The 25,495-nt window shown below is 42.3% G+C and carries 22 protein-coding genes and 1 other annotated feature; of the genes, 20 read left to right on the top strand and 2 right to left on the bottom strand.

The features are described 5' to 3' along the window. Positions 1–46: 46 nt before the first annotated feature. The gene (locus tag C6Y06_RS11995; protein ID WP_106036938.1) at positions 47–442 is read right to left on the bottom strand and encodes a VOC family protein; all 396 of its coding nucleotides are present in this window, start codon (positions 440–442) and stop codon (positions 47–49) included. A 321-nt stretch (positions 443–763) separates the two neighbouring features. Here C6Y06_RS11995 and C6Y06_RS11990 point away from each other — a divergent pair, with 321 nt between their 5' ends. The 6 genes from C6Y06_RS11990 to C6Y06_RS11965 all read left to right on the top strand — a co-directional run bounded on the left by C6Y06_RS11990 (position 764) and on the right by C6Y06_RS11965 (position 5,556). Beyond that, positions 764–913: a teichoic acid D-Ala incorporation-associated protein DltX gene (locus tag C6Y06_RS11990; protein ID WP_223251450.1), complete on the top strand. Its 150-nt coding sequence runs from the start codon at positions 764–766 to the stop codon at positions 911–913. Between the two features lie 14 nt (positions 914–927). Then, a complete protein-coding gene (gene dltA / locus C6Y06_RS11985; protein ID WP_106036937.1) occupies positions 928–2,433 on the top strand; it encodes a D-alanine--poly(phosphoribitol) ligase subunit DltA in 1,506 nt (501 codons plus the stop codon). Then, positions 2,430–3,614, top strand: a complete 1,185-nt coding sequence (gene dltB / locus C6Y06_RS11980) for a D-alanyl-lipoteichoic acid biosynthesis protein DltB (protein ID WP_106036936.1) — start codon at positions 2,430–2,432, stop codon at positions 3,612–3,614. Before dltA ends, dltB begins: the two co-directional genes overlap by 4 nt. 21 nt (positions 3,615–3,635) lie before the next feature. Next, positions 3,636–3,872, top strand: a complete 237-nt coding sequence (dltC, locus tag C6Y06_RS11975; RefSeq protein WP_024423191.1) for a D-alanine--poly(phosphoribitol) ligase subunit 2 — start codon at positions 3,636–3,638, stop codon at positions 3,870–3,872. After that, the gene (gene dltD / locus C6Y06_RS11970) at positions 3,872–5,038 is read left to right on the top strand and encodes a D-alanyl-lipoteichoic acid biosynthesis protein DltD (RefSeq protein ID WP_106036935.1); all 1,167 of its coding nucleotides are present in this window, start codon (positions 3,872–3,874) and stop codon (positions 5,036–5,038) included. The genes dltC and dltD overlap by 1 nt, the downstream gene beginning before the upstream one ends. A 95-nt stretch (positions 5,039–5,133) precedes the next feature. Continuing rightward, complete coding sequence (locus C6Y06_RS11965; RefSeq protein ID WP_034661711.1) at positions 5,134–5,556, top strand: YkvA family protein; 423 nt, start codon at positions 5,134–5,136, stop codon at positions 5,554–5,556. Positions 5,557–5,636: 80 nt separating this feature from the next. Here the strand turns inward: C6Y06_RS11965 and C6Y06_RS11960 are convergent, their stop codons facing one another. Beyond that, positions 5,637–6,680: a lactonase family protein gene (locus tag C6Y06_RS11960; RefSeq protein ID WP_106036934.1), complete on the bottom strand. Its 1,044-nt coding sequence runs from the start codon at positions 6,678–6,680 to the stop codon at positions 5,637–5,639. A 432-nt stretch (positions 6,681–7,112) separates the two neighbouring features. Here C6Y06_RS11960 and ilvE point away from each other — a divergent pair, with 432 nt between their 5' ends. The 14 genes from ilvE to yihA all read left to right on the top strand — a co-directional run bounded on the left by ilvE (position 7,113) and on the right by yihA (position 25,458). Further along, the gene (gene ilvE / locus C6Y06_RS11955; RefSeq protein ID WP_003216381.1) at positions 7,113–8,027 is read left to right on the top strand and encodes a branched-chain-amino-acid transaminase; all 915 of its coding nucleotides are present in this window, start codon (positions 7,113–7,115) and stop codon (positions 8,025–8,027) included. Positions 8,028–8,035: 8 nt separating this feature from the next. Continuing rightward, positions 8,036–8,282, top strand: a binding site (T-box leader). Positions 8,283–8,404: 122 nt separating this feature from the next. Beyond that, on the top strand, positions 8,405–10,129 hold the full coding sequence (gene ilvB, locus C6Y06_RS11950; protein ID WP_060596901.1) for an acetolactate synthase large subunit: 1,725 nt from the start codon (positions 8,405–8,407) through the stop codon (positions 10,127–10,129). Next, on the top strand, positions 10,126–10,644 hold the full coding sequence (gene ilvN / locus C6Y06_RS11945; protein ID WP_034661705.1) for an acetolactate synthase small subunit: 519 nt from the start codon (positions 10,126–10,128) through the stop codon (positions 10,642–10,644). Before ilvB ends, ilvN begins: the two co-directional genes overlap by 4 nt. Positions 10,645–10,662: 18 nt before the next feature. Continuing rightward, on the top strand, positions 10,663–11,691 hold the full coding sequence (gene ilvC, locus C6Y06_RS11940) for a ketol-acid reductoisomerase (protein ID WP_034661704.1): 1,029 nt from the start codon (positions 10,663–10,665) through the stop codon (positions 11,689–11,691). After that, on the top strand, positions 11,678–13,231 hold the full coding sequence (locus C6Y06_RS11935; RefSeq protein ID WP_034661703.1) for a 2-isopropylmalate synthase: 1,554 nt from the start codon (positions 11,678–11,680) through the stop codon (positions 13,229–13,231). The genes ilvC and C6Y06_RS11935 overlap by 14 nt, the downstream gene beginning before the upstream one ends. Before the next feature lie 18 nt (positions 13,232–13,249). Further along, positions 13,250–14,347, top strand: a complete 1,098-nt coding sequence (leuB, locus tag C6Y06_RS11930) for a 3-isopropylmalate dehydrogenase (protein WP_106036933.1) — start codon at positions 13,250–13,252, stop codon at positions 14,345–14,347. Between the two features lie 40 nt (positions 14,348–14,387). Further along, positions 14,388–15,803 (top strand): 3-isopropylmalate dehydratase large subunit, encoded by a 1,416-nt coding sequence (gene leuC / locus C6Y06_RS11925; RefSeq protein ID WP_034661700.1) that lies wholly within the window; start codon positions 14,388–14,390, stop codon positions 15,801–15,803. 13 nt (positions 15,804–15,816) lie between these two features. Next, positions 15,817–16,416, top strand: coding sequence for a 3-isopropylmalate dehydratase small subunit (gene leuD / locus C6Y06_RS11920; RefSeq protein WP_060596899.1), 600 nt, complete (start codon positions 15,817–15,819; stop codon positions 16,414–16,416). 125 nt (positions 16,417–16,541) lie between these two features. Continuing rightward, positions 16,542–17,549 carry a DNA damage checkpoint antagonist DdcA gene (gene ddcA / locus C6Y06_RS11915; RefSeq protein ID WP_060596898.1) on the top strand — a complete coding sequence of 336 codons (1,008 nt, stop codon included), beginning with the start codon at positions 16,542–16,544 and terminating at the stop codon, positions 17,547–17,549. A gap of 239 nt (positions 17,550–17,788) precedes the next feature. Continuing rightward, entirely contained in the window at positions 17,789–19,063 is a 1,275-nt protein-coding gene (gene tig / locus C6Y06_RS11910) for a trigger factor (protein WP_060596897.1), read from the top strand. A 251-nt stretch (positions 19,064–19,314) separates the two neighbouring features. Beyond that, positions 19,315–20,580, top strand: coding sequence for an ATP-dependent protease ATP-binding subunit ClpX (gene clpX / locus C6Y06_RS11905; RefSeq protein WP_012010785.1), 1,266 nt, complete (start codon positions 19,315–19,317; stop codon positions 20,578–20,580). Between the two features lie 136 nt (positions 20,581–20,716). After that, complete coding sequence (gene lonB, locus C6Y06_RS11900) at positions 20,717–22,378, top strand: ATP-dependent protease LonB (RefSeq protein WP_012010784.1); 1,662 nt, start codon at positions 20,717–20,719, stop codon at positions 22,376–22,378. 171 nt (positions 22,379–22,549) lie between these two features. Beyond that, positions 22,550–24,874 carry an endopeptidase La gene (lon, locus tag C6Y06_RS11895; RefSeq protein WP_060596896.1) on the top strand — a complete coding sequence of 775 codons (2,325 nt, stop codon included), beginning with the start codon at positions 22,550–22,552 and terminating at the stop codon, positions 24,872–24,874. Then, positions 24,871–25,458, top strand: a complete 588-nt coding sequence (gene yihA / locus C6Y06_RS11890; RefSeq protein WP_034661689.1) for a ribosome biogenesis GTP-binding protein YihA/YsxC — start codon at positions 24,871–24,873, stop codon at positions 25,456–25,458. The genes lon and yihA overlap by 4 nt, the downstream gene beginning before the upstream one ends. Positions 25,459–25,495: the final 37 nt, after the last annotated feature.

Raw genomic sequence — 25,495 nt, 5'->3', positions numbered from 1 at the left:
TTGTCATTTAAAGATCTGAGCAATATTCTCTCTAGTCAAACTTAAATCAAGGTGCAACCAATTCAACTTTAATTCTATCAGGATCTTCAAAATAAACTGCGTAATGTGTATTGCCGCCTGCGAAAGGGTGTGTATCGGTATAAAGAATTTTAACCCCCTTGGTTTTTAATTTTTCTGTTATATGATCTACTTGCTCTCTGGAGTCTGCATGAAAAGCCAAGTGGTTTAAACCTGCTCTGCGTCTATGATATGGTACGTCCATAAATCGTTCTTCAGTTTGTACAAAAACGATATAAGTTTCTCCTAATTTCCAACTTCGACCGCTTTCCCATGTTTGATAAGATTCGTAGCCTAATTCTCCTAAAAACCACTCCCAAAAAATAATCGAATTCTTTAGATTCGAAACATTTAATTCAATGTGGTGAATAAGTCCTTTTGACAATAGGTGAACCTCCCTTATTTGAAAAATTTAATGTGTATTATTCAATGTAACCTACTTCAGATCAATAGGGAACTCTATTTCATTGTGTAGCTGATATTAAATTTTGATACTTCTCGACAGCTTTCAGCAATTTTAAGGCAAATTTAAGCTTGAATTTCATTTCAAATACATTAAATCTTTGTTACAATAAGACAGCTTTGCGCAAAAGTGACGTTCAAAGGTTCGACAGTTTTTTTTATCATTTCTTAAAATTTTTATGTTTTGATATGAAACTCTTTGAATGATTCATGCGTCTCTATAAGTGTCAAAAGAAAAGAGGTTATCCATATGCTATTCAAAAAGCTATCAGAAAATAAGTCTGTAAAATGGATAGGATATACGAGTTTTTACTTACTTATTTTGCTATTATTGTTCTTTATTTACGGATTCCATACAGCAAATACGGGATCATTCATTTACAACGATTTTTAATTGGAGATTAAACTATGAAACTATTACACACGATTCATGAATACCAACAAACGAAACCAACACAGCCAGCATTTGTTTCTCAACATGCTTCGATCACATATGATGAGCTTTGGCATCTATCAGACCAAATGGCTGGTGCGATCGATGCAGTCGCAACTGGCAGTGCACCTGTCATTGTATACGGTCATATGGAGCCAGAGATGCTGATTTCTTTCTTAGGCAGTGTGAAATCAGGCAGACCTTATATTCCGGTCGACATCTCAATCCCTGCCGAGCGTATCGTCTCAATTATTGAAAGCTCAAAAGCCAGTCTGTTGATTTGTGCAAATGAGCAGAATGTACTAGATGTAGAAGAACACATTGAAGTGAAAAGTGCGGCATCTCTTTTAGCTCTTGAAAAAGAAGCACCGCCATCCTCGCAGTGGGTTCAACAGGATGATGTCTTTTACATCATTTATACGTCTGGCAGTACCGGAAAACCGAAAGGCGTTCAGGTAACAGCCAATAATTTAGAAAGCTTTACAGAGTGGATGTGCCGAGACTTCCCAATTGGCGGGGGGCGCACCTTCTTAAATCAAGCACCGTTTTCTTTTGACTTATCAGTGATGGATTTGTATCCAGCGCTTCAATCAGGCGGTACTCTGTACTGTTTAGTGAAAGATCTAGTGAATAAGCCGAAGGATATGTTTGCAGCACTTGGTCAATCTGACGTTGAAGTGTGGACATCAACACCTTCCTTTGTGCAAATGTGCTTAATGGACCCTTCCTTTACAGGGGAGCTTTTACCAGAGTTGAAAGTTTTCTTGTTCTGTGGAGAGGCACTTCCTGTATCTGTAGCAACTGCGCTCCTTGAGCGTTTTCCAAAAGCGCAGGTCTTTAATACGTATGGTCCGACTGAAGCAACTGTTGCGATCACATCGATTGAAGTCACGCAGGCGATTCTTGATCAGCACGATTCTTTACCAGTCGGCTACGCCAAACCGGATACAGATATCGTCATTTTAGATGAAGAAGGCAAGACCCTTCCTGATGGTGAAAAAGGGGAAATTGTCATCGTAGGGCCAAGCGTCACGAGAGGCTACTTAGGTGAACAAGCCTTAACAGATAAAGTGTTCTTTGAATACGAAGGACGCCCTGCTTACCGTACAGGTGATGCAGGTGTGGCACAGGATGGTTTGATTACATGCCACGGCCGTCTGGACTATCAAATTAAGCTGCATGGATACCGGATGGAGCTTGAAGAAATTGAATATCATGTGAGCGAGACAACCTATGTCAATGCTTGTGTGATTGTGCCGTTCCAGCCAAACGGTCATGTGGAGTACTTAATTGCAGCCATTGTTCCAGCAGCGCATTCATTTGAAAAAGAATATCAGCTGACAAGTGCAATTAAGAAAGAAATGGCGGATTCACTGCCTGCGTACATGATTCCAAGAAAGTTTGTCTATCTTGAGCAGCTGTACATGACGCCAAACGGGAAGGTTGATCGTAAAAGAATCGCGAAAGAGGTTCTTCTATGATTCCGTTTAGTTCATTCTTTTTCTTCATTCTAATTGGTGTTCTTCTTTTGCCGACGATCATTCTTGGTCTTCGCGGCAAAAGAATGCAGGGCTACAACATGTTTGCAACGGTTGTGGCGCTCGCGCTTATTTTCTCAAAGGATGCACATGGCGCATTGCTGCTCTTCTTGTTTACAGTGTGGCAAATCTTGATCATCCGCTTGTACCTTTCGTACCGGCTGAAGGCGAATCAAGCGTCTGTCTTCTATATGGCAGTGGTGGCATCTATTTTGCCGCTTGTACTCTCAAAGGTTTTACCGTTCTTTTTAACTCATCAGCCGCATCAACCGCCGCCAATGAACTGGCTGAGTTTTTTAGGAATCTCGTACCTAACATTTAAAGGTGTCCAGTTAATTATCGAGACAAGAGACGGCTTGATTAAGAAGAAAATTCCGATTCATCGTTTGGTCTATTTCATTGTCTTTTTCCCGACGATTTCATCAGGTCCGATTGATCGTTACCGCCGGTTTGAAAAGGATATGGATACGCCGCCTGAAAAGGAAGCGTACAGTGATCTTCTATACGCCGGTATTCATAAAATTTTTATCGGCTTCTTATATAAGTTCATTATTGGTTATCTGATTCACACGTATATTCTCATGAATATTCATCACATTAGCAGCAGTCACTTTGTTCAACAGTTAACGTATATGTATGCGTACAGTATGTATTTGTTCTTTGACTTCGCTGGATATACAGCATTTGCTGTTGGTGTGAGTTATATGATGGGCATTAAATCACCAGAAAACTTTAACAAACCGTTTATCAGCCGGAACATTAAAGACTTCTGGAATCGCTGGCACATGTCCCTCTCCTTCTGGTTCAGAGACTACGTGTTTATGAGATTTGTGTTCTTTATGACAAAAAAGAAGTGGATCAAGAACCGTATGGCTGTATCAAATATTGGGTACTTTGTCCTCTTTCTATTGATGGGTGCTTGGCATGGTCTAGCACTTCAATATATTATTTACGGACTATATCACGCAGTTGTGATGTCCGGTTACAATTTATTTGAGAAATGGAATAAAAAGCACAAGTGGTGGCCGGATAATAAGGTCACAATGATTGTGTCGATCATTATTACATTCCATGTGATTTGTTTCGGATTTTATATTTTTTCAGGAAAACCATTTCATCATTAATCATTAAGGGAGTAGAAAATTATGGAATTTAAAAATCAAGTATACGGTATTATTGCAGAGGTTTGTCAGGACGACGTTGTGAAAGAAAATCCAGAGATTGCAATTTTTGAAGAAGGTCTTCTAGATTCATTTGGTACAGTAGAACTGCTTATGGCAATTGAAAGTCAACTCGGAATCACTGTTCCGATTACAGAGTTCGATCGTGATGTGTGGGATACACCGAATCACATTGCTGAGCAGCTGGCAGAGATGAAGTAATGAAAAAGCGTTTTTTTGGGCCGCTTATTTTAGCGGCTGTTCTATTCATTGGTGTTCTTCTTGTACCAAATGCATGGCTCTCACATCTGATCCCAAAAGACAAATTACAAAAGTCAGCCACAGATTTAGATCCAGGGATGTTCCAGGGGCTTTATTTACAAGATGAAATGCTAAAAGATCCAACTTATTTGCCGATCTATGGGTCTTCTGAACTATCACGTTTTGATCCATATCACCCTTCGAATTTCTTTCATGAGAATCCTCAAGGGTTTACACCTTATCTTATTGGAAAAGGTGGGTCACAATCATTAATTCATGCGATGAACTTCGCAGCGCATATGGATGAATTAAAAGGGAAGAAGCTTGTGTTTATCGTGTCCCCGCAGTGGTTTGTGAAATGGGGATCTGACGAGAATCACTTTGCACCGAACTATTCAGCGCTTCAAGCGCTTAATCTCGCTTATAATAAAGAAATTGATCCAGCTGTGAAAAAAGAGCTGATCAAGAGAATCATGACGTTTAAAGCTGTAAAGAACGACATGGTCATCACAGAACTTTTTAAAGCAGAGCTTTCTGGGAACAAATTCGCTTATGGCGCGATTTCTCCTATTGCAAAAATGTATTATGGCATGCTTCAAAAGAAAGACATGTACTATACAATTGGATCGGGGAAAGAGCGTAAGCTTCATCCGTCTCCTTCTGTCAAAGGAAAAACATGGACTGAGCTTGAAAAAGAAGCAAGTGTCTTAGGTGCGGAAAAAGCAGGGAACAACCCGTTTTATATTAATCAAAAACTATTTGACCGCAAGCTGAAACCGATCATGAAAAAGATGAAAGATTCTCGTGAAGACCACTCTTATGCGGAATCACCAGAATACAAAGATTTTCAAATCATGCTGGATATTTTAAAGCAGGCAGGGGCGAAGCCTTTGTTTGTGACGATTCCTGTCAATGGAAAATGGTATGATTATACCGGCTTCCCGAAAGAGGGGCGTACAGAGTATTATGAGAAAATCAATCGTCAAATTCGAGATAACGGGTATGAAGTCGCAGATTTGACTAAACATGAATACGATCCTTACTTCTTTAAAGATACAATTCATGTGTCTTATAAAGGATGGGTCTACATCGATAAGGCGATCGAAAAGTTTTACAAAGAGCAATAGAATGCAGCAGCTTTCTGCTGCTTTTTGTTTGTCGAATCGGCGGATATCTTGTATAACGAAGGGAAAAGGGCTATGCTGTAGATGGAGGCGATATGATGAACCGTTCTGAGAAAAAAGAACTATTAAAGCGTTCGAAGAAGCATTTTAATGATCATGCCTTTTGGGAAAAGTTAAAAAAGACGGCACAAAAAGCTGGTGTCTCTCTTGTCTATGCTGTGCTATTACTTTACTATACATTGCAAAAACCCGAAGTGCCTGTCAAAGCAAAAACCCTTATTATTGGGGCACTCGGATACTTTATCCTTCCTATTGACCTCATCCCTGATACATTGATTGGTGTCGGCTACACAGATGATTTAGGAGCGATCACATTTGCTCTGCTCCAAGTAGCGATGTACATTGATGATGATGTGAAAGGAAAAGCGAAGGACAGGCTGTCAAAATGGTTCGGTGAAAAAACCGATACGTCTCTTATTGATCAAAAGCTTGAAGATGGCGGGATGCCGTCTGCACGCTGAAAAGAAGACAAAGGGCTAAAATAAAGTTCATTTTAGCCCTTTGTCAACAAGCTGAAGCCTCCAAAACGGAGGCTTTTTCATTATCCTAAAAATTTCACGCAAACTGGATGAGGAACAGTGATGTCTGATTGTAAGACAGTGAGTCGTCCTGTTTCTTTGTCGCGTTTGTATAACACTAGGTTGCTAGATTCTTGGTTTGAACCGACGAGGAATTCTTCAGTTGGATCAAGCACAAAGTCTCTAGGCCAGTTTCCTTCAGATGAAGCAATCTCGACAAGACTTAATTGGCCGTCGGCGTCTGCTTTAAAAATCGCAATGCTGTCATGTCCGCGGTTTCCTGCATAAACAAATTGCCCGTCTGAAGAGACGTGAATGGCACTGCCTTGATTGTTCTCTGTAAAGTCGCTTGGAATGGTTGCGATCGTTTGGATCTCTTCGAAATGACCATCTTCAAAGTAACGAAGCACAATCACCTCTGAGCTTAGCTCTGTCATCACATATGCCACAGGTTTCGTTGGATGGAATGTGATATGGCGAGGACCGGTGCCTGGTTTTGTTTCAAATGTATGAGCGAGCTCGAGTTTGCCGCCCTCTTTCTTATACGTATAAATGCCATCTGTCCCAAGGTCAACAGCCACTGCAAATTGTTCATCTGGTGTCAGACCCATAAAGTGAGTGTGCGGTTTTTCCTGACGGTCTTCGTTTGGTCCAGTTCCTTCATGCTGCGCCTGTGACAGCGTGCGGATGACTGAGCCATTTTTAGCATCGATTTCATACATCTCTGCTGTTCCTTTATGATAGTTTGCTGTAAAAGCTGTTTTTGTTTGATTGTCCACGCTGACGTGGCAAGGAGAAGCGCCATCGGCAAGCTCTTGGTTGATGAAACGAAGTGTGCCGGTTTCTGCATCAATTTGATACGCAGCCACGCCGCCCTGTGATCCTTCTTTCACAACAGAATACACAAATTTTTGAGAATCTGAGACGGTTAAATATGTAGGATTTTCAAGTTCAGCAGCTACTTTTACTTGTTCGATCTGCTGCTTGTCCGTATTTAATGTAAAAGTATAAATGCCTTTACTGTCTCCCTTTGTATATGTTCCGATATAACCTCTGATGTTAGCCATGTATTGCCCTCCTTCTATAAGATGCTCTCATTCTATCATAAATTCATAGGAAAACGCTTTAGAAAGGCATGCCGAAAGAAAATCAAAAGCGTTGAAATCTACCAGTATTCATTAAAAACGATGTGAAAAAATATGACAAACGTTTTCTCAAAAGAAAAGCGTTCAGGTAAAGTAAATAAATTGAAGAAAAAATACAAAAAATTTTAAGTTTTTTCATTCCTTGTCTAGCAAAGGTGTAAGCGTATACATTTAATTTTGATTAGTCTAAATTGTCTAATAATTTTAAAAATGCTGTTGACACTGTATGGAAAGCGGCGTAAGATGGGTTCAACAAAAGCTAAACAAACACGCAGAGCAAGCGTGAGAGGCTTCAATAAAAAGTGTCTGAAAATTCAACTACTTTTTGCTTGAAAGAGAGGGTGCTCACTGAAAATGGAAGACCAAAAGGAACAGTGGATCTTTTTAAACGATGAACTCGTGAAAAAAGAGGATGCAAAAATTTCAGTTTATGATCATGGCTTCTTATATGGTGACGGTGTGTTCGAAGGGATACGCGTGTATAACGGAAATATCTTTCGAATGAAAGAACATTTAGACCGCCTGTATGATTCCGCCAGATCCATTATGCTGAACATTCCATATTCACTTGAGGAACTCACGGAAAAAATGATTCATACAGTTGAAAGGAACGGCCTAAAGGATGCCTATATTCGTCTTGTTGTCTCAAGAGGAGCTGGTGATCTTGGTTTAGATCCAAACAACTGCGGGAGAGCCAACACAGTGATCATTGTAGAGCCGCTGGCCATCTTTCCAAAGCACCTATATGAAACGGGTATTGATATTGTAACGGTACCGACGAGACGAAATCGTCCCGATGTACTGAGCCCAAAAGTGAAATCATTAAATTATTTGAATAACATCCTTGTCCGAATCGAAGCCCATATGGCCGGTGTGAGTGAAGCGCTGATGCTGAACGATCAAGGGTACGTGGCAGAAGGTTCTGCAGACAATGTGTTTATTTATAAAAAAGGTAAGCTTTATACACCGCCAGGTTATATCGGCGCTCTTGAAGGCATCACAAGAAATGCCATCATGGAGATTGCAGAAGACTTAGGCTACGAAGTGAAAGAAGAACCATTCACAAGGCACGATGTGTATACAGCAGAAGAAGTTTTTCTGACAGGAACCGCAGCCGAAGTGATCGCTGTTGTAAAGGTTGACGGCCGTACAATCGGTGAAGGGAAACCTGGGGTCCACACAAACAAACTTCTTGAACAATTCCGCAAGCGAGTGGTTGAAGAAGGAGAAAAAGTCGTATTTACAGATGAAAACATTCACGCAAGCTAAATAGATATCGATAAACGTTGAAGAGGACTAGTAGCTTTAGAGTCAGTATCTACAGAGAGCCGGTGGTAGCTGGAAACCGGTGTTACTTTCTAAAGTGAACTCACCTCTGAGTGTCTGCTTGAAATGATAGTAGGGCAGACCGAGTGACATTGCTCACTCGTTACCAAAATGGATGAAAGATGTCCATGAGACGGCAGCAGATTTTGCCGTGAACAAGGGTGGTACCGCGAAAAACAAAGCTTTTTCGCCCCTTTGACCTAGTGAAAAGTAGTGTCATTGTGGGGTGAGAAGGCTTTTTTATATGGTCTAAAATCTCGATCTTGAATAGAAAAGGGTGAAAAGACTTGACTGAAGCAAGACAAAGAGGAGGAAATCAAATGGGGACAAATGTACAAGTGGAGACGGAAACATCTAAAGCACCACAAACGATGAACGGTGCACTCATGTTAATTGAAGCACTCAAAAGAGAAAAAGTAGAAGTCATTTTCGGATATCCAGGCGGAGCGGTTTTACCGATCTACGATAAAATTTATGATTCTGGTTTATTTCATGTCCTGCCAAGGCATGAGCAGGGAGCGATTCACGCAGCAGAAGGATACGCAAGAGTATCTGGCAAACCGGGTGTTGTCATTGCGACATCAGGACCTGGAGCGACAAACCTTGTCACAGGAATTGCAGATGCAATGATTGATTCACTTCCTCTTGTTGTCTTCACAGGACAGGTGGCAACCTCAGTTATTGGATCGGATGCTTTCCAGGAAGCAGATGTGCTCGGCATCACAATGCCAATCACAAAGCACAGCTACCAAGTAAGAAATCCAGAGGAATTACCGGGTGTCATTAAAGAGGCGTTCCACATCGCAACAACAGGCAGACCTGGTCCAGTCTTGATTGATATTCCAAAAGATGTGGCAGGCATTGAAGGAACGTTTGAATATGATCAGCCAATTGATTTACCTGGTTATCAGCCAAAAGTCGAGCCGAACTATTTGCAAATTCGCAAATTAGTAGAAGCTGTAAGCAGAGCGAAGAAACCAGTCATTCTAGCAGGAGCTGGCGTTCTTCATGGCAAAGCATCTGAAGAATTAAGGCAGTATGTAGAGCAGCAGCAAATCCCAGTCGCTCATACACTGCTTGGACTTGGCGGATTCCCAGCAAAGCATCCTCTATTTCTAGGGATGGCTGGTATGCATGGCACATATGCGGCGAATATGGCCCTTCACCAATGTGATCTGCTCATTTCAATCGGTGCAAGATTTGATGACAGGGTAACTGGCAACCTCAATCACTTTGCGAAACATGCGAAGGTAGCACACATTGATATCGACCCGGCGGAAATTGGTAAGAACATTCATACCCATATCCCGGTTGTTGGAGACAGTAAGCTAGTCCTTGAAGAGCTGATCAAGCAAGACGGGAAGCAAGGGGAATCAGACAAATGGAAAAACCAATTAGATCAGTGGAAGGCAGAATATCCGCTCTGGTACGTTGAAAACGAAGCAGAGGGCTTTAAGCCTCAAAAGCTGATTGAATACATTCATCAATTCACAAAAGGTGAAGCCATTGTGGCAACTGATGTCGGACAGCATCAAATGTGGGCAGCTCAGTTCTATCCATTTGAAAATGCAGATAAGTGGGTCACATCTGGCGGCCTTGGTACGATGGGCTTCGGTTTACCGGCAGCCATCGGCGCTCAGCTGGCTGATCAAGAGGCAACGGTTGTGGCGATTTTAGGAGACGGAGGTTTCCAAATGACCTTGCAAGAACTTGCCGTTATCCGTGAGCTGAACCTTCCAGTGAAAGTGATTGTTCTGAATAATCACAGCCTTGGAATGGTAAGACAATGGCAAGAAATTTTCTACGAAGAACGCTACTCATATTCTAAATTTTCAGAGCAGCCAGACTTCGTTAAATTATCTGAAGCTTATGGCATTAAAGGAATCAGAATCTCATCAGACGAAGAGGCGAAAGAAAAGCTTGAAGAAGCGTTAACCTCTAGAGAGCCTGTTTTCATCGATGTCAATGTAGCGAGAGATGAAAAAGTATTCCCGATGGTCGCACCGGGGAAAGGACTTCATGAGATGGTGGGGGTGAAACCTTGAAAAGAATTATTGTGTTGACTGTATTAAATCGATCAGGCGTACTGAACCGAATCACTGGCCTTTTTACCAAAAGACACTACAACATTGAAAGCATTACGGTCGGCCATTCTGAGATTCAAGATGTATCACGCATCACGTTCGTCGTCCATGTAGACCAAGAGAAAGACATCGAACAGCTGACAAAACAGCTGAACAAGCAAATTGATGTTCTCAAAGTAACAGACATTACAAACCAATCAATCGTTCAGCGAGAGCTGGCTTTGATAAAAGTCGTTTCTGCACCGGCATCTAGAATGGAGATCACAGGGGTCATTGAACCGTTTAGAGCTTCTATTGTAGATGTAAGCAGAGAGAGTGTCGTCATTCAGGTGACAGGTGAGTCTTCAAAAATTGAAGCACTCATTGAATTACTTAAGCCATACGGCATTAAAGAAGTCGCCAGAACTGGCACCACGGCCTTTGCGAGAGATAATCAGCAAAAGCCGCAATCAAATAAAACAATTTCAATTGTCTAAACAAAAGGAGAGAGTCAAATGGTAAAAGTATATTATAACGGTGATATTCAAGAAAACGTATTAAATGGTCAAAAGGTTGCTATCATTGGGTATGGATCACAAGGTCATGCACATGCATTGAACTTAAAAGAAAGCGGCGTAGATGTGATCGTCGGCGTGAGAAAAGGCGGATCTTATACAAAAGCACAAGAAGACGGCCATCAAGTATTCACAGTAAAAGAAGCGGCAGCACAAGCAGATGTCGTCATGGTACTACTGCCAGATGAGCAGCAAAAGAAAGTATATGACGAAGAAATCAAAGATCAATTAGAAGCAGGCAACTCACTTGTTTTCGCACACGGATTCAACGTTCACTTCCATCAAATTGTTCCTCCAAGTGACGTAGATGTGTATCTTGTGGCTCCAAAAGGTCCAGGACATCTTGTGAGAAGAACATATGAACAAGGCGCTGGTGTACCTGCCCTATTTGCTATCTATCAAGATGTATCTGGCCAAGCGAAAGACAAAGCACTTGCTTATGCAAAAGCAATCGGCGGAGCAAGAGCAGGCGTCCTTGAAACAACATTTAAAGAAGAAACGGAAACGGATCTATTCGGTGAGCAAGCGGTCCTTTGCGGGGGTCTTACTTCACTAGTGAAAGCAGGTTTCGAAACGTTAACAGAAGCTGGTTATCAGCCAGAGCTTGCATACTTCGAGTGTCTGCATGAACTGAAATTAATTGTTGACCTAATGTATGAAGAAGGATTAGAAGGCATGAGATATTCAATCTCTGATACAGCACAATGGGGTGACTTCGTATCAGGACCACGCGTTGTGGATGCAAACGTAAAAGAATCTATGAAAGCCGTCTTGACTGATATCCAAAACGGAACATTTGCAAAAGAATGGATTGTTGAAAACCAAGTGAATCGTCCACGTTTCAATGCGATCAATGCAAATGAAAATGAGCACCAAATTGAAATCGTCGGAAGAAAGCTTCGTGAAATGATGCCTTTCGTCAAACAAGGAAAGAAAAAGGAAGCGGTGAGCGTCGGTGCGGAAAATTAATTTTTTTGACACAACACTTCGAGATGGAGAGCAATCACCAGGAGTGAACTTAAATGCACAAGAAAAGCTAATCATTGCAAAGCAGCTTGAGCGCCTTGGGGTTAATATCATTGAAGCGGGTTTTCCCGCTTCATCCCGAGGGGATTTCTTAGGCGTACAAGAAATTGCTAGAACGATCAAAAACTGTTCAGTTGCTGGTCTTGCACGATGTGTGAAAGGTGACATCGATGCTGCATGGGAAGCGTTAAAAGATGGAGTGGAACCAAGAATTCATATCTTTATCGCTACTTCTGATATTCATCTGAAGCATAAACTAAAGAAAACACGTGAAGAAGTCGTAGAACAGGCTGTCTCAATGGTGAAATACGCGAAAGAACGTTTTCCGGTTGTCCAGTGGTCCGCAGAAGATGCGTGTCGTACAGATCTAGCTTTCTTAGCAGAAATTGTAGAGAAGGTCATTGACGCTGGGGCAAGTGTCATTAACTTGCCAGATACAGTTGGATACTTAGCGCCAAAAGAGTACGGCAATATCTTTAAATATATGAAGGAACACGTTCCAAATATCGACCGCGTCAATTTGTCTGCTCACTGTCATGATGATCTAGGAATGGCTGTAGCAAACTCACTTGCAGCCATTGAAAATGGAGCAAATCAAATTGAAACAGCTGTTAACGGAATTGGAGAACGTGCAGGGAATGCCGCTTTAGAAGAAATTGCAGTCGCTCTTCATATTCGAAAAGACTTCTACCAGGTCGAATCAACGATTCAATTGAATGAAATTAAGCGTACAAGTGATGTAGTGAGCAAATACTCAGGAATGATTGTGCCGCGCAATAAAGCAGTCGTTGGCAACAACGCTTTTGCACATGAATCAGGTATTCACCAAGATGGTTTCCTCAAAGAAAAAACAACCTATGAAATCATATCTCCAGAGCTTGTCGGTGTGACAACAGATGTACTTGTCCTTGGGAAACACTCCGGAAGACATGCGTTTAAAGACCGTATGAAAACGCTAGGCTTTAAACTAACAGAAGAAGAAATCAATAAGTTCTTCGAAACCTTCAAGAACTTGACGGAGAAGAAAAAAGAAATCACTGATGATGATTTGATCTCTATTATATTAGAAGAAAAAGTAGCAGACCGAAAAATTGGCTACGAATTTGAAAGTCTTCAAGTGCACTATGGGACAGAACAAATGCCAACAGCAACGGTCTCTCTGAAAAATCAAGAAACGCAGGAAGTCATTCAAGAAGCAGCTACAGGCGCAGGCAGTGTAGAAGCTGTGTACAACACGCTGGAGCGCTGTATGGAGGAAAGAATTCATTTGCTAGACTACCGTATTCAATCGAATGGAAAAGGCAGAGATGCACTAGCGGAAGTATATGTCACTGTTTCAATAGAAGGAAAAGAAACAGCTGGACGCGGTGTGGCGCAAGATGTGCTGGAAGCATCGGCGAAAGCCTACGTCAATGCAGTAAACAGGCATTTAATCTTTAAATCAAATCTCATTGAAATTGAGAAACATCACGCGATTTCATAGGAAAGGAGGTAGGTTCTCATGAAAAAGAAAATTGCACTTTTGCCCGGCGATGGAATCGGACCGGAAGTTGTGACATCAGCGGTCGCTGTCCTCAAAGAGACAGCGGCTCAATTTCAACACGAATTCGAATTCGAAACGGCGCTCATTGGCGGTATCGCAATAGATGAAAAAAACAATCCGCTCCCAAAAGAAACGGTTGATGTATGCAAGAGCGCTGATGCGATTTTATTAGGAGCAGTCGGCGGACCAAAATGGGATCAAAACCCGCCAGAGCTTCGTCCGGAAAAAGGCTTGCTCGCTATTCGTAAACAACTGGACTTATTTGCAAACATTCGTCCTGTCAAAGTGTTCGATAGCTTAAGCGAGGCGTCACCGTTAAAACAGGATCACATTAGCGGAGTCGATTTTGTCATCGTTCGTGAATTAACAGGCGGTCTCTATTTTGGTGAACCAAGCGAGCGTTACACGGATGAAGAAGGAAAAGAAGCTGCGGTTGATACGCTTCTTTATACAAAGCAAGAGATTGTCCGTGTATTAAAAGAAGCATTCGACATGGCCTTAACGAGAAGGAAAAAAGTAACGTCTGTGGATAAAGCGAATGTTCTTGCTTCTAGTAAACTATGGCGGGATGCGGTAGAAGAAGTGGCTTCTCAATATCCAGACGTCGAATATGAGCACATGCTCGTTGATAATGCCGCCATGCAGCTGATTTATAAGCCTGCTCAATTTGATGTCATTGTGACAGAGAATATGTTTGGTGACATTTTAAGTGACGAGGCTTCAATGATTACTGGGTCACTCGGTATGCTGCCATCTGCCAGTCTATCAAGTACTGGCCTCCATTTATATGAGCCGATTCATGGTTCAGCACCCGATATTGCGGGGCAAAACGTCGCAAACCCTCTAGCAACCATTTTGTCGGCAGCTAGCTTGCTTAGAACATCTTTTGAGTTAGAAGAAGAAGCGGCTGCAATAGAAGAAGCTGTGGAAGCTGTTCTTGCCTCTGGCAAACGAACAAAGGACTTATCGGCAAAAGAGGGAACGTATCAAACAACTGAAGAAATCACTCATGCAGTTGTAGACGCACTCAAGCAGCGCGTGAAAACAATTGTATAAATAGAATCTTGTGGAATTAGGTAGAGGGAGGAAAAGGGTTATGCCTCGAACAATCATCGAAAAAATATGGGATCAGCACGTTGTCAAAAGCGGCGAGGGGAAACCAGACCTTTTATATATTGATCTGCACTTAGTGCATGAAGTGACATCACCTCAAGCATTTGAAGGATTAAGACAAAAAGGACGAAAGGTGAGAAGACCTCAAAACACGTTTGCGACCATGGATCACAATATCCCGACTGTGAATCGATTTGTGATCAAAGATGAGATTGCTAAAAAACAAGTGAGTGCTCTAGAGCGCAACTGTGCTGAATTTGGCGTCCGTCTAGCTGACCTTCACAGTGTAGATCAAGGGATCGTCCATGTTGTTGGACCGGAGCTTGGGTTGACACTGCCAGGGAAAACAATCGTTTGCGGAGATAGTCATACATCAACTCATGGCGCGTTTGGCGCACTTGCTTTTGGAATCGGTACAAGTGAGGTTGAACATGTACTTTCCACACAAACGCTTTGGCAGCAGCGTCCGAAAACATTAGAAATTAGAGTAGACGGAAAGCTGCAAAAAGGGGTAACGGCCAAAGATGTCATTTTAGCAGTCATTGGTGCGCATGGCGTGAAGTTCGGATCAGGTTATGTGATTGAATACACTGGGGAAGTATTCAGAAACATGACGATGGATGAACGCATGACGGTTTGTAATATGTCGATTGAAGCAGGCGCAAGAGCAGGATTGATTGCACCTGATGAAGTCACCTTTGAATATTGCCGCGGCCGCAAATATGCACCGCAGGGAGAAGACTTCGAAGCAGCGATTAAAGAATGGGAAGAACTTAAAACAGATCCAGGTGCAACCTATGATAAAACGATTGTTTTAGATGGGAATGAGATTTCACCAATGGTCACATGGGGAATTAACCCAGGAATGGTGCTGCCTGTAGATGCGTCGATCCCAGGACCTGAGGATTTTGCACAAGAGGATGATCAAAAAGAAGCGATTCGTGCGTACGAATACATGGGTGTTCATCCGCATCAGCGTATTGAAGATATTACGATTGAGCATGTGTTTATCGGCTCATGTACAAACTCAAGAATGACTGATTTACGCCAAGCAGCTTCTATGATAGAAGGACAAAAGGTAGCTGATCATGTCAGAGCGATTGTCGTGCCTGGCTCTCAAAGCGTCAAATTGCAAGCAGAAGAAGAAGGTCTTCATGAAATCTTCCTTGAAGCAGGATTTGAATGGAGAGAATCTGGCTGCAGTATGTGTCTTAGCATGAATAACGATGTGGTACCAGAAGGCGAACGCTGCGCATCCACATCAAACCGTAACTTTGAGGGACGTCAAGGAAAAGGTGCGAGAACGCATCTTGTCAGCCCGGCAATGGCTGCAATGGCTGCAATACATGGCCGATTTGTCGATGTCAGGAAGTTTAATCAAGAGAAAACAGTCGTGTAAGGAGTTGTCATAGATGGAGCCTTTAGTCACACACAAAGGGAAAGCCGCTGTGCTTAACCGTATCAACGTAGATACAGATCAAATTATTCCGAAGCAATTTTTGAAAAGAATTGAACGAACAGGATATGGCCGGTTTGCCTTTTTCGACTGGCGGTATTTAGCCGATGGCAGCCCAAATCCTGATTTCGAGCTGAATCAGCCGATTTATGAAGGAGCATCCATTTTGATCGCAGGAGAAAACTTTGGCTGCGGATCATCAAGGGAACATGCCCCTTGGGCACTTGATGATTATGGTTTCAAAATTGTCATCGCACCATCATTCGCAGATATTTTTCACCAAAACTGCTTTAAAAATGGGATGCTTCCGATTCGTCTTGATTATGATGTGTGGAAAACATTCGCTGCGTCATATGAGAACAAAGGGTATGAGATGACGGTTGATCTGGAAAAACAGCAAATAGAAGATCATGAAGGGAATATCACTCCTTTTGATGTGGATCCTCACTGGAGAGAAATGCTCCTGAATGGCTATGATGAGATCTCATTAACTTTACTACTAGAAGATGACATTCAAGCATTTGAAGATAAGCGCAGCAGCTGGCTGCGTGCGTAAACAACAAGAAGCCGTCCGCCCGAGGTGTGACGGCTTCTTTTTTGCATGAAAACCTCTCGTTACTTGTGTTTACTAACCTTCGTTGGTAAACTGATAAAAAATATGCGCCCGAAAGGAACGTAAGCATGAAACATGACAAGAAGAAAGATAATGTCATTTTGTTTCCTGGTCTGAAAGAAAGACTGATTGAAAAAGGAATGGCAGCATTAAAAGATAAACAGTATCAAGAGGCGCTTCACTTGTTTTCAGAAGCGAAATCTTATGATGACGATGAAGAATCCGATATTCACCTCGGCATGGCCATTTGTTTTCTGGAGCTGGGCGAGCTGCAGGATGCAAAGCGTGTTTGTGAAAAGATGCTGCATGAGGGATATGGTCATTACTTCACCGTGCTTCAAGTGTATATGACGATTTTAATTCAGCTGAAAGAATATGAAGAAGTGAAGCAGACAATTGAGGCAGTACTTGAGGAAAACCACCTTCCAGCAGAAAGCGCGGAGCATTTTTACAAGCTGCTCGAATTTAGTAGAAAAATGATTGAATCGCCTGAACAGATTTTAGATGAAGATGAGGAGGACGGCGGCGAAATCAATATAGATGATATGCTTGAGCGGCCAGAAGAGCAGGTGCAGTTCATCCATTCGTTGAAAGACCGGAACATCACACCACACATGGGTCTATTAAATACGATCTTACAAAAGCCTGATGGAAACCCTTTGGTCAAATCATTAATCCTGCAGCTTCTGTCAGATCATGATGTGGCAAAGCCGGTTCATGTGACGAAATTCGGTGATTCTTTAACGCTTGTTCCTTCTGAGGCTGTTAAGCCAGAGCAGATGCCGCTACTTCAGCAAGTCCTTCGTAAGCTCGATGACACACTCGGCAATGAGAACCCAACCCTTTACCAAGGCGTGGAAGAGTTATGGCGCCGGCACTTATTTGTCCTTTATCCATTTCTTCCTAAATACACAGATCCGAATCTTTGGGCAGCAGCACTTCATAAAGTCGGCTATGAAATGCACGGGATTGAGATTGACCTCGAAGAATTGCATCTATTGTATGAATTTAATGAACGAGAGCTGAGAGAAGCTTGCACAATGCTGAAAGATATTGAAGAAATTTCTTATTTGTAATTTGTCGATTTAGTTGAAAGACGGACTTGTTATGTTATAATATAATGGTTGTATTTGTGCATATATCGTGCAGTTGTAGATTCCAACGGTTGAAAGACGATATGTATAATCAAGTCAAATGTTGTATACATAATACCGCTTCTTGAGCGGCGTGCGTGGTTTTTGATTGGACGAAGTCTTTATGATGCTTTAGAATGTAACAACGCACAATCTGAATAGATTTTTGGAGGGAAACACACATGTCAGTAAAATGGGAAAAACAAGAAGGTAACGAAGGCGTCCTAACTGTAGAAGTTGATGCTGAAACATTTAACAAAGCACTTGATGATGCGTTTAAGAAGGTTGTCAAGCAAGTATCGATCCCTGGATTCCGTAAAGGGAAAGTACCACGTGGTCTTTTCGAACAGCGTTTTGGTGTAGAATCTCTTTATCAAGATGCATTAGATATTCTTCTTCCAGTTGAATATCCAAAAGCAATCGACGAAGCTGGTATCGAGCCAGTTGACCGCCCTGAAATCGATGTTGAGAAAATCGAAAAAGGCGAAAGCTTAATCTTCACTGCAAAAGTAACAGTGAAGCCTGAAGTGAAACTTGGTGACTACAAAGGTCTTAACGTAGAAAAAGACGACGCTACTGTCACTGATGAAGATGTACAAGAAGAGTTAAAAGGCATGCAAAACCGTCAAGCTGAGCTTGTTGTCAAAGAAGAAGGCGCAATCGAAAACGGCGATACAGTTGTGCTTGATTTCGAAGGATTCGTTGATGGAGAAGCATTCGAAGGCGGAAAAGCTGAAAACTACTCTCTTGAAGTAGGTTCAGGTTCATTCATCCCTGGTTTCGAAGAGCAGTTAGTTGGTCTTGAAGCAGGCGCTGAAAAAGACGTAGAAGTCACTTTCCCAGAAGAATATCATGCTGAAGACCTTGCAGGTAAACCAGCTGTATTCAAAGTGAAAATTCACGAAATCAAAGCAAAAGAACTTCCAGCACTTGACGATGAGTTCGCGAAAGATGCTGATGAAGAAGTAGAAACTCTTGCTGAACTAACTGAAAAAACGAAGAAACGTCTTGAAGAAGCGAAAGAAAACGAAGCAGAAGGTAAACTTCGTGAAGAGCTAGTGGAGAAAGCTTCAGAAAATGCGGAAGTTGACATCCCTCAAGCGATGGTTGACACAGAGCTAGACCGTATGATGAAAGAATTCGAACAACGCCTTCAAATGCAAGGAATGAACCTTGAGCTTTACTTCCAATTCTCAGGACAAGATGAAAATGCGCTGAAAGAGCAAATGAAAGAAGATGCTGCTAAACGCGTGAAATCTAACCTAACACTTGAAGCAATTGCTGCTGCAGAAAACTTACAAGTGTCTGATGAAGAAGTAGAAGAAGAACTTTCAAAAATGGCTGAAGCATACAACATGCCAATTGAAAATATCAAACAAGCGATCGGATCTACTGACGCAATGAAAGAAGATCTAAAAGTTCGCAAAGCAATTGATTTTCTTGTAGAAAACCGTTAATATGGTGCATAATAATAAAACAGGGCGCGAGTGACTCGTGCCTTGTTTTGTACAATTTTTGACTTATCATCGCTTCTTTTGGAAACGATAGTGTAAGTCGCATCTTTCTGTTATACATATCTCAATGTGCAGTGTTAGAAACACATCATTACCGTCTTTTAGGAAAGTATGGTAAAATGCATACATACTGGACCCAGAAAGGTAGCTGACTGTTAGCTACAGGCAAGTGAAGAAGAATAAGGGGTGAAAGAATGTTTAAATTCAACGAGGAAAAAGGTCAATTAAAATGCTCGTTTTGCGGAAAAACGCAAGATCAAGTGCGTAAACTGGTCGCAGGACCTGGCGTATATATATGTGATGAATGTATCGAGCTTTGCACGGAAATAGTTGAAGAAGAGCTCGGCACTGAGGAAGAAGTTGAATTCAAGGATGTTCCGAAGCCTCATGAAATTCGGGAGATTCTTGATGAATATGTCATCGGACAAGAAAATGCGAAGAAATCCTTAGCTGTAGCGGTGTATAACCACTACAAACGTATCAATTCCAACAGCAAGATTGATGATGTTGAGCTTTCAAAAAGTAATATCTCTATGATTGGGCCAACAGGAAGCGGTAAAACTTTACTTGCTCAAACGCTTGCTCGTATTTTAAATGTGCCATTTGCGATTGCAGATGCAACATCATTAACTGAAGCAGGTTATGTTGGTGAAGACGTAGAGAATATTTTACTAAAGCTGATCCAAGCAGCCGATTATGATGTAGAAAAAGCGGAAAAAGGCATTATCTACATCGATGAAATCGATAAAGTAGCAAGAAAATCAGAAAACCCTTCTATCACTCGTGATGTATCTGGGGAAGGTGTTCAGCAAGCACTATTGAAAATTCTTGAAGGAACTGTCGCTAGTGTACCGCCTCAAGGTGGACGTAAGCATCCTCATCAAGAATTCATTCAAATCGATACAACAAATATCCTCTTTATTTGTGGTGGAGCCTTTGACGGCATTGAGCAAATCATCAAACGCCGCCTAGGTCAAAAAGTCATTGGATTCGGTGCGGAAAATAAAATCGAAGATCTTGAAAAAGAAGTCCTTCTATCAAAAGTACTCCCAGAAGACTTGCTTCGCTTCGGTTTAATCCCGGAATTCATCGGTCGTCTACCGGTTATTGCAAGCCTAGAGCCGTTAGATGAAAAAGCACTTGTAGAGATCTTGACGAAGCCTAAGAATGCGCTCGTTAAGCAGTATACAAAAATGCTTGAGCTTGATGATGTAGAGCTTGAGTTTGAAGAAGATGCTCTTAGCGAAATTGCGAAAAAAGCAATTGAGCGTAAAACAGGAGCTCGTGGTCTACGTTCAATCATTGAAGGCATCATGCTTGATGTGATGTTTGACCTTCCATCACGTGATGATATTGAAAAATGTGTGATCACTGGTGCAACGGTTGCCGATGGCGAGTCGCCGCGTCTTGTGTTAAAGGACGGCACAGTCGTCAATAAAGATACGAAAACATCTGCATAAGGGTAGTCTCACTCCTGAATCTTTTTGATTCAGGAGTTTTTTATTTATCGTGGAAGTTGTGTTTATTCCGTCCAGCTCTAGGAAATACTAGCAGACAGAAACCAATACATACGATAGATGAAGGAGGGAGCACCGATTGAGCTGGACAGGAATCGTATTATTCATACAGCTGTTCTTTGGTATCGTCATCGGGCTGTACTTTTGGAACTTACTGCGAAATCAGCGCACACAAAAGGTGACGATAGACAAAGAGTCAAAGAAAGAAATGGAAGCACTCAGAAAGATGCGGTCAATCAAGCTGAGTGAACCTTTATCAGAGAGAGTCCGGCCAAAGGGGTTTCAAGATATTGTAGGGCAGGAAGACGGCATTCGTGCACTAAAAGCGGCACTATGCGGGCCGAATCCTCAGCATGTCATCGTCTACGGACCACCGGGAGTCGGTAAAACAGCCGCTGCCCGTCTTGTGATGGAAGAAGCGAAGCGTCACGCTGATTCACCGTTTAAGAAAGATGCGGTCTTTGTAGAGCTCGATGCCACAACCGCGAGATTCGATGAACGAGGCATCGCAGACCCGCTCATTGGTTCCGTGCATGACCCGATTTACCAAGGGGCTGGAGCAATGGGACAGGCAGGCATTCCGCAGCCAAAACAAGGAGCCGTCACACATGCTCATGGCGGGGTTCTGTTTATCGATGAAATTGGCGAGCTGCATCCGATCCAAATGAACAAAATGCTCAAAGTGCTTGAAGATCGGAAAGTCTTTTTAGACAGTGCCTACTACAGTGAAGAAAATACCCAAATCCCAAATCACATTCATGATATTTTCCAAAATGGGCTTCCGGCCGATTTTCGATTGATTGGTGCCACGACAAGAACGCCTGACGAAATTCCACCAGCGATCCGGTCAAGGTGTCTGGAAATTTTCTTTAAGGACCTTGACCAGCATGAACTGAAAATCGTCGCTGCCAAGGCTGTCCAAAAAATTCAAAAGGAATTAAGTGATGAAGGGCTGAACCTTTTAACATCCTATGTGAAAAATGGACGTGAAGCGGTCAACATGGTGCAGATTGCCGCTGGTATGGCTGTCACGGAAAACCGAAAAGACATCACGATCGAAGATGTAGAATGGGTCATTCATTCAAGCCAGCTGACACCAAGATATGAACAAAAAGTACCAGAAAAGCCAAAAGTGGGGGTAGTCAATGGACTGGCCGTTTATGGACCAAACAGCGGCGCCCTGCTTGAGATTGAAGTGAATATCTGTAAGGCGCTTGAAAAAGGCAGTATCAACATTACAGGCATTGCAGAAGAAGAAAGCATTGGCAATCAGTCGAAATCCATTAGACGAAAAAGTATGGCCAAAGGGTCAGTTGAAAATGTATTAACGGTGCTTCGAAATTTAGGCATTCGGACAAATGAATATGACATCCATATTAATTTTCCAGGCGGTGCCCCTATTGATGGACCGTCTGCTGGGATTGCCATGGCGACCGCGATCTTCTCAGCCATACATCAAATCCCGATCGATCATCTGACTGCCATGACGGGTGAAATCGGATTGCAGGGTCAGGTGAAGCCGATCGGCGGTGTGATACCGAAGATTAAGGCAGCGAAACAAGCTGGTGCCACAACCGTCATTATTCCTTATGACAACCAGCAGTCGATCTTAAAAGAGATTGAAGGGGTCACCATTGTGCCTGTGAAGCACTTCCAAGAAGTGCTGGATCAGTGTTTGGTCAACCCGCCAGACGAGAAGAAAGATGGACTAGAAGACGAAATGAAAAGAAAATCTGTTTAATCCCCATCACATATGGGGATTTTTTAGTGAAATAGATCTTTTTTTCTTTTTCATGATAAAAAGAAAGGGTATACTACGGTAAGATCAACATTTCTCAAGTCTTTTACATTGTACAAGACTGAAACAGGTATATTATAATGATTCATACTAGTGACGGAGGTGTCAATCAACATGGCAGATGAAATCAAAAAGAATGTTCCGCTCCTTCCATTGCGAGGTTTACTTGTTTATCCAACAATGGTCTTGCATTTGGACGTTGGACGCGAGAAGTCTGTTCAAGCATTAGAACAGGCGATGATGAACGATCATATGATTTTTCTAGCAACACAGCGGGAAATTTCAATAGATGAACCAGGTGAAGAGGAAATTTTCAAAGTCGGCACCTACACAAAAATTAAACAAATGCTGAAGCTGCCAAATGGAACGATTCGTGTACTCGTTGAAGGCTTGAATCGAGCGCAGATCGAATCATACGTAGAGCTGGAGGACTATACGTCCGTCGACATAAAAGAATTGGCAGAAGAAGATTTAAAGGACGCAGAAGCAGAAGCACTCATGCGTACATTGTTAGATCACTTTGATCAATACATAAAAATTTCAAAAAAAATCTCAGCTGAAACATATGCAACAGTGACGGATATTGAGGAACCAGGGAGAATGGCAGATATCGTCGCTTCTCACCTGCCGCTCAAATTAAAGGACAAACAAGAAGTACTGGAAACAGTGGATGTCAAAAAACGGCTGAACCGGGTCATCAGCTTAATACACAATGAAAAAGAAGTACTCGAGATTGAAAAGAAAATCGGGCAGCGCGTGAAACGTTCAATGGAACGAACGCAAAAAGAATATTATTTGCGTGAACAAATGAAAGCCATTCAAAAGGAGCTTGGAGACAAGGAAGGGAAAACTGGCGAAGTCAGTTCTTTAATGTCTAAAATCGAAGAGTCGAGCATGCCGGATTCTGTTCGTGAAACAGCGCTCAAAGAATTGAATCGTTATGAAAAAATTCCTTCAAGCTCTGCTGAGAGCTCTGTGATTCGAAATTATATTGATTGGCTGATCAATCTTCCATGGGGCATCTATACAGAAGATCGTCTAGATTTAAAGCTTGCAAGTGAAATTTTAGATGATGAGCATCATGGGCTGGAAAAGGTCAAAGAACGGGTGCTTGAATATCTTGCTGTACAGAAGCTGACCAATTCATTAAAAGGACCGATTCTTTGCTTAGCAGGACCTCCTGGGGTAGGGAAAACGTCACTTGCCAAATCCATTGCCAAATCACTTGACCGAAAGTTTATCCGGATCTCCCTTGGCGGTGTGCGCGATGAGTCTGAGATTCGTGGACATAGAAGAACGTATGTAGGTGCGATGCCAGGCCGTATCATTCGCGGAATGAGCAAGGCAGGAACGATGAATCCGGTGTTCCTTTTAGATGAAATCGATAAGATGTCCTCTGATTTTAGAGGTGATCCATCTTCAGCGATGCTCGAAGTCTTAGACCCAGAGCAAAATCATAACTTTAGCGATCACTATATTGAAGAAACATTTGATTTGTCTCAGGTGCTATTTATTGCCACTGCCAACAATTTAGCAACCATTCCAGGTCCACTTCGTGATAGAATGGAGATTATCACGATTGCAGGGTATACAGAGGTTGAAAAAGCAGAAATTGTGAAAGATCACCTTCTGCCGAAGCAGCTAAAGGAGCACGGATTAAAGAAAGGGAACTTGCAGCTTCGTGAAGCAGCGATTTATGATACCATTCGCTATTACACAAGAGAAGCGGGTGTTCGTGGATTAGAGCGTCAGCTTGCGGCAATATGCCGTAAAGCGGCAAGAGCGATTGTGGCTGAAGACCGCAAACGCATCACGGTGACGGAAAAGAACTTATCTGAATTTCTCGGAAAAAGACTTTACCGTTATGGCCAGGCTGAAACGACAGACCAAGTGGGGGTTGTCACAGGACTTGCGTATACCACTGTTGGCGGAGACACCTTGTCGATTGAGGTATCACTATCACCGGGTAAAGGCAAGCTCTTGTTAACAGGTAAGCTTGGTGATGTCATGAGAGAATCTGCACAGGCGGCATTCAGTTATATTCGTTCGAAAGCAGATGAACTGAACATTGATCCTAATTTTAATGAAAAGCATGATATTCATATCCATGTTCCAGAGGGTGCGGTTCCAAAGGACGGGCCATCAGCTGGTATCACCATTGCGACGGCTCTTGTATCAGCACTCACAGGACGACCTGTGTCAAAAGAGGTTGGTATGACAGGAGAGATTACGTTAAGAGGAAGAGTGCTTCCAATTGGCGGACTAAAAGAAAAAGCATTAGGCGCACATCGCGCAGGACTGAAAACCATTATTCTTCCAAAGGACAATGAGAAGGATATTGATGATATTCCTGAAAGTGTGAGAGAAGGACTAACCTTTATTCCGGTCTCACATTTAGATGAGGTGCTTGAGAAAGCGTTGGTAGGAGAGGGAAGATGAAAGTAACAAAATCAGATATCGTCATTAGTGCGGTAAAACCAGAGCAGTACCCGAGCGGGGGACTGCCTGAAATCGCTCTTGCTGGACGATCAAATGTTGGGAAGTCCTCGTTCATCAACTCATTGATTAATCGTAAAAATTTAGCGCGTACGTCTTCTAAACCAGGTAAGACTCAAACGCTTAATTTCTACATCATCAATGATATGCTCCATTTTGTGGACGTTCCAGGCTACGGCTTTGCTAAAGTATCAAAGACAGAGCGCGAAGCCTGGGGTAGAATGATCGAAACGTATATTACAATGCGTGAAGAATTAAAAGCAGTCGTCCAAATTGTGGACCTGCGTCATAAGCCATCAGTAGATGATGTGAACATGTATGAATTTCTGAAATATTACGGAGTTCCCGTAATCGTCATCGCAACAAAGGCGGACAAAATTCCAAAAGGCAAATGGGAAAAACATGCGAAAGTCGTCAAACAGACACTCGACATTGACCCATCAGATGAACTAGTCCTGTTCTCTTCTGAAACGAAAAAGGGAAAAGACGAAGCCTGGAATGCCATCCTTGCGAAGATTAACAGCTAAAAGAAAAGGCATCTGTCATGGACAGATGCCTTTTTAT

The sequence above is a fragment of the Bacillus sp. MZGC1 genome (assembly GCF_002998605.1).
GTDB lineage: Bacteria > Bacillota > Bacilli > Bacillales > Bacillaceae > Bacillus.
The sequence above is the reverse complement of the archived record's forward strand: the minus strand, read 5'-3'. Positions and strand labels throughout refer to the sequence as shown.

What these genes read in the sequence shown, in the direction of transcription:
- dltA (WP_106036937.1), top strand. Translation starts at nt 928, where the DNA reads ATGAAACTATTACACACGATTCATGAATACCAACAAACGAAACCAACA.
- dltB (WP_106036936.1), top strand. Translation starts at nt 2,430, where the DNA reads ATGATTCCGTTTAGTTCATTCTTTTTCTTCATTCTAATTGGTGTTCTT.
- dltC (WP_024423191.1), top strand. Translation starts at nt 3,636, where the DNA reads ATGGAATTTAAAAATCAAGTATACGGTATTATTGCAGAGGTTTGTCAG.
- dltD (WP_106036935.1), top strand. Translation starts at nt 3,872, where the DNA reads ATGAAAAAGCGTTTTTTTGGGCCGCTTATTTTAGCGGCTGTTCTATTC.
- C6Y06_RS11965 (WP_034661711.1), top strand. Translation starts at nt 5,134, where the DNA reads ATGAACCGTTCTGAGAAAAAAGAACTATTAAAGCGTTCGAAGAAGCAT.
- C6Y06_RS11960 (WP_106036934.1), bottom strand. Translation starts at nt 6,680, where the DNA reads ATGGCTAACATCAGAGGTTATATCGGAACATATACAAAGGGAGACAGT.
- ilvE (WP_003216381.1), top strand. Translation starts at nt 7,113, where the DNA reads ATGGAAGACCAAAAGGAACAGTGGATCTTTTTAAACGATGAACTCGTG.
- ilvB (WP_060596901.1), top strand. Translation starts at nt 8,405, where the DNA reads ATGGGGACAAATGTACAAGTGGAGACGGAAACATCTAAAGCACCACAA.
- ilvC (WP_034661704.1), top strand. Translation starts at nt 10,663, where the DNA reads ATGGTAAAAGTATATTATAACGGTGATATTCAAGAAAACGTATTAAAT.
- leuB (WP_106036933.1), top strand. Translation starts at nt 13,250, where the DNA reads ATGAAAAAGAAAATTGCACTTTTGCCCGGCGATGGAATCGGACCGGAA.
- leuC (WP_034661700.1), top strand. Translation starts at nt 14,388, where the DNA reads ATGCCTCGAACAATCATCGAAAAAATATGGGATCAGCACGTTGTCAAA.
- leuD (WP_060596899.1), top strand. Translation starts at nt 15,817, where the DNA reads ATGGAGCCTTTAGTCACACACAAAGGGAAAGCCGCTGTGCTTAACCGT.
- ddcA (WP_060596898.1), top strand. Translation starts at nt 16,542, where the DNA reads ATGAAACATGACAAGAAGAAAGATAATGTCATTTTGTTTCCTGGTCTG.
- tig (WP_060596897.1), top strand. Translation starts at nt 17,789, where the DNA reads ATGTCAGTAAAATGGGAAAAACAAGAAGGTAACGAAGGCGTCCTAACT.
- clpX (WP_012010785.1), top strand. Translation starts at nt 19,315, where the DNA reads ATGTTTAAATTCAACGAGGAAAAAGGTCAATTAAAATGCTCGTTTTGC.
- lon (WP_060596896.1), top strand. Translation starts at nt 22,550, where the DNA reads ATGGCAGATGAAATCAAAAAGAATGTTCCGCTCCTTCCATTGCGAGGT.
- yihA (WP_034661689.1), top strand. Translation starts at nt 24,871, where the DNA reads ATGAAAGTAACAAAATCAGATATCGTCATTAGTGCGGTAAAACCAGAG.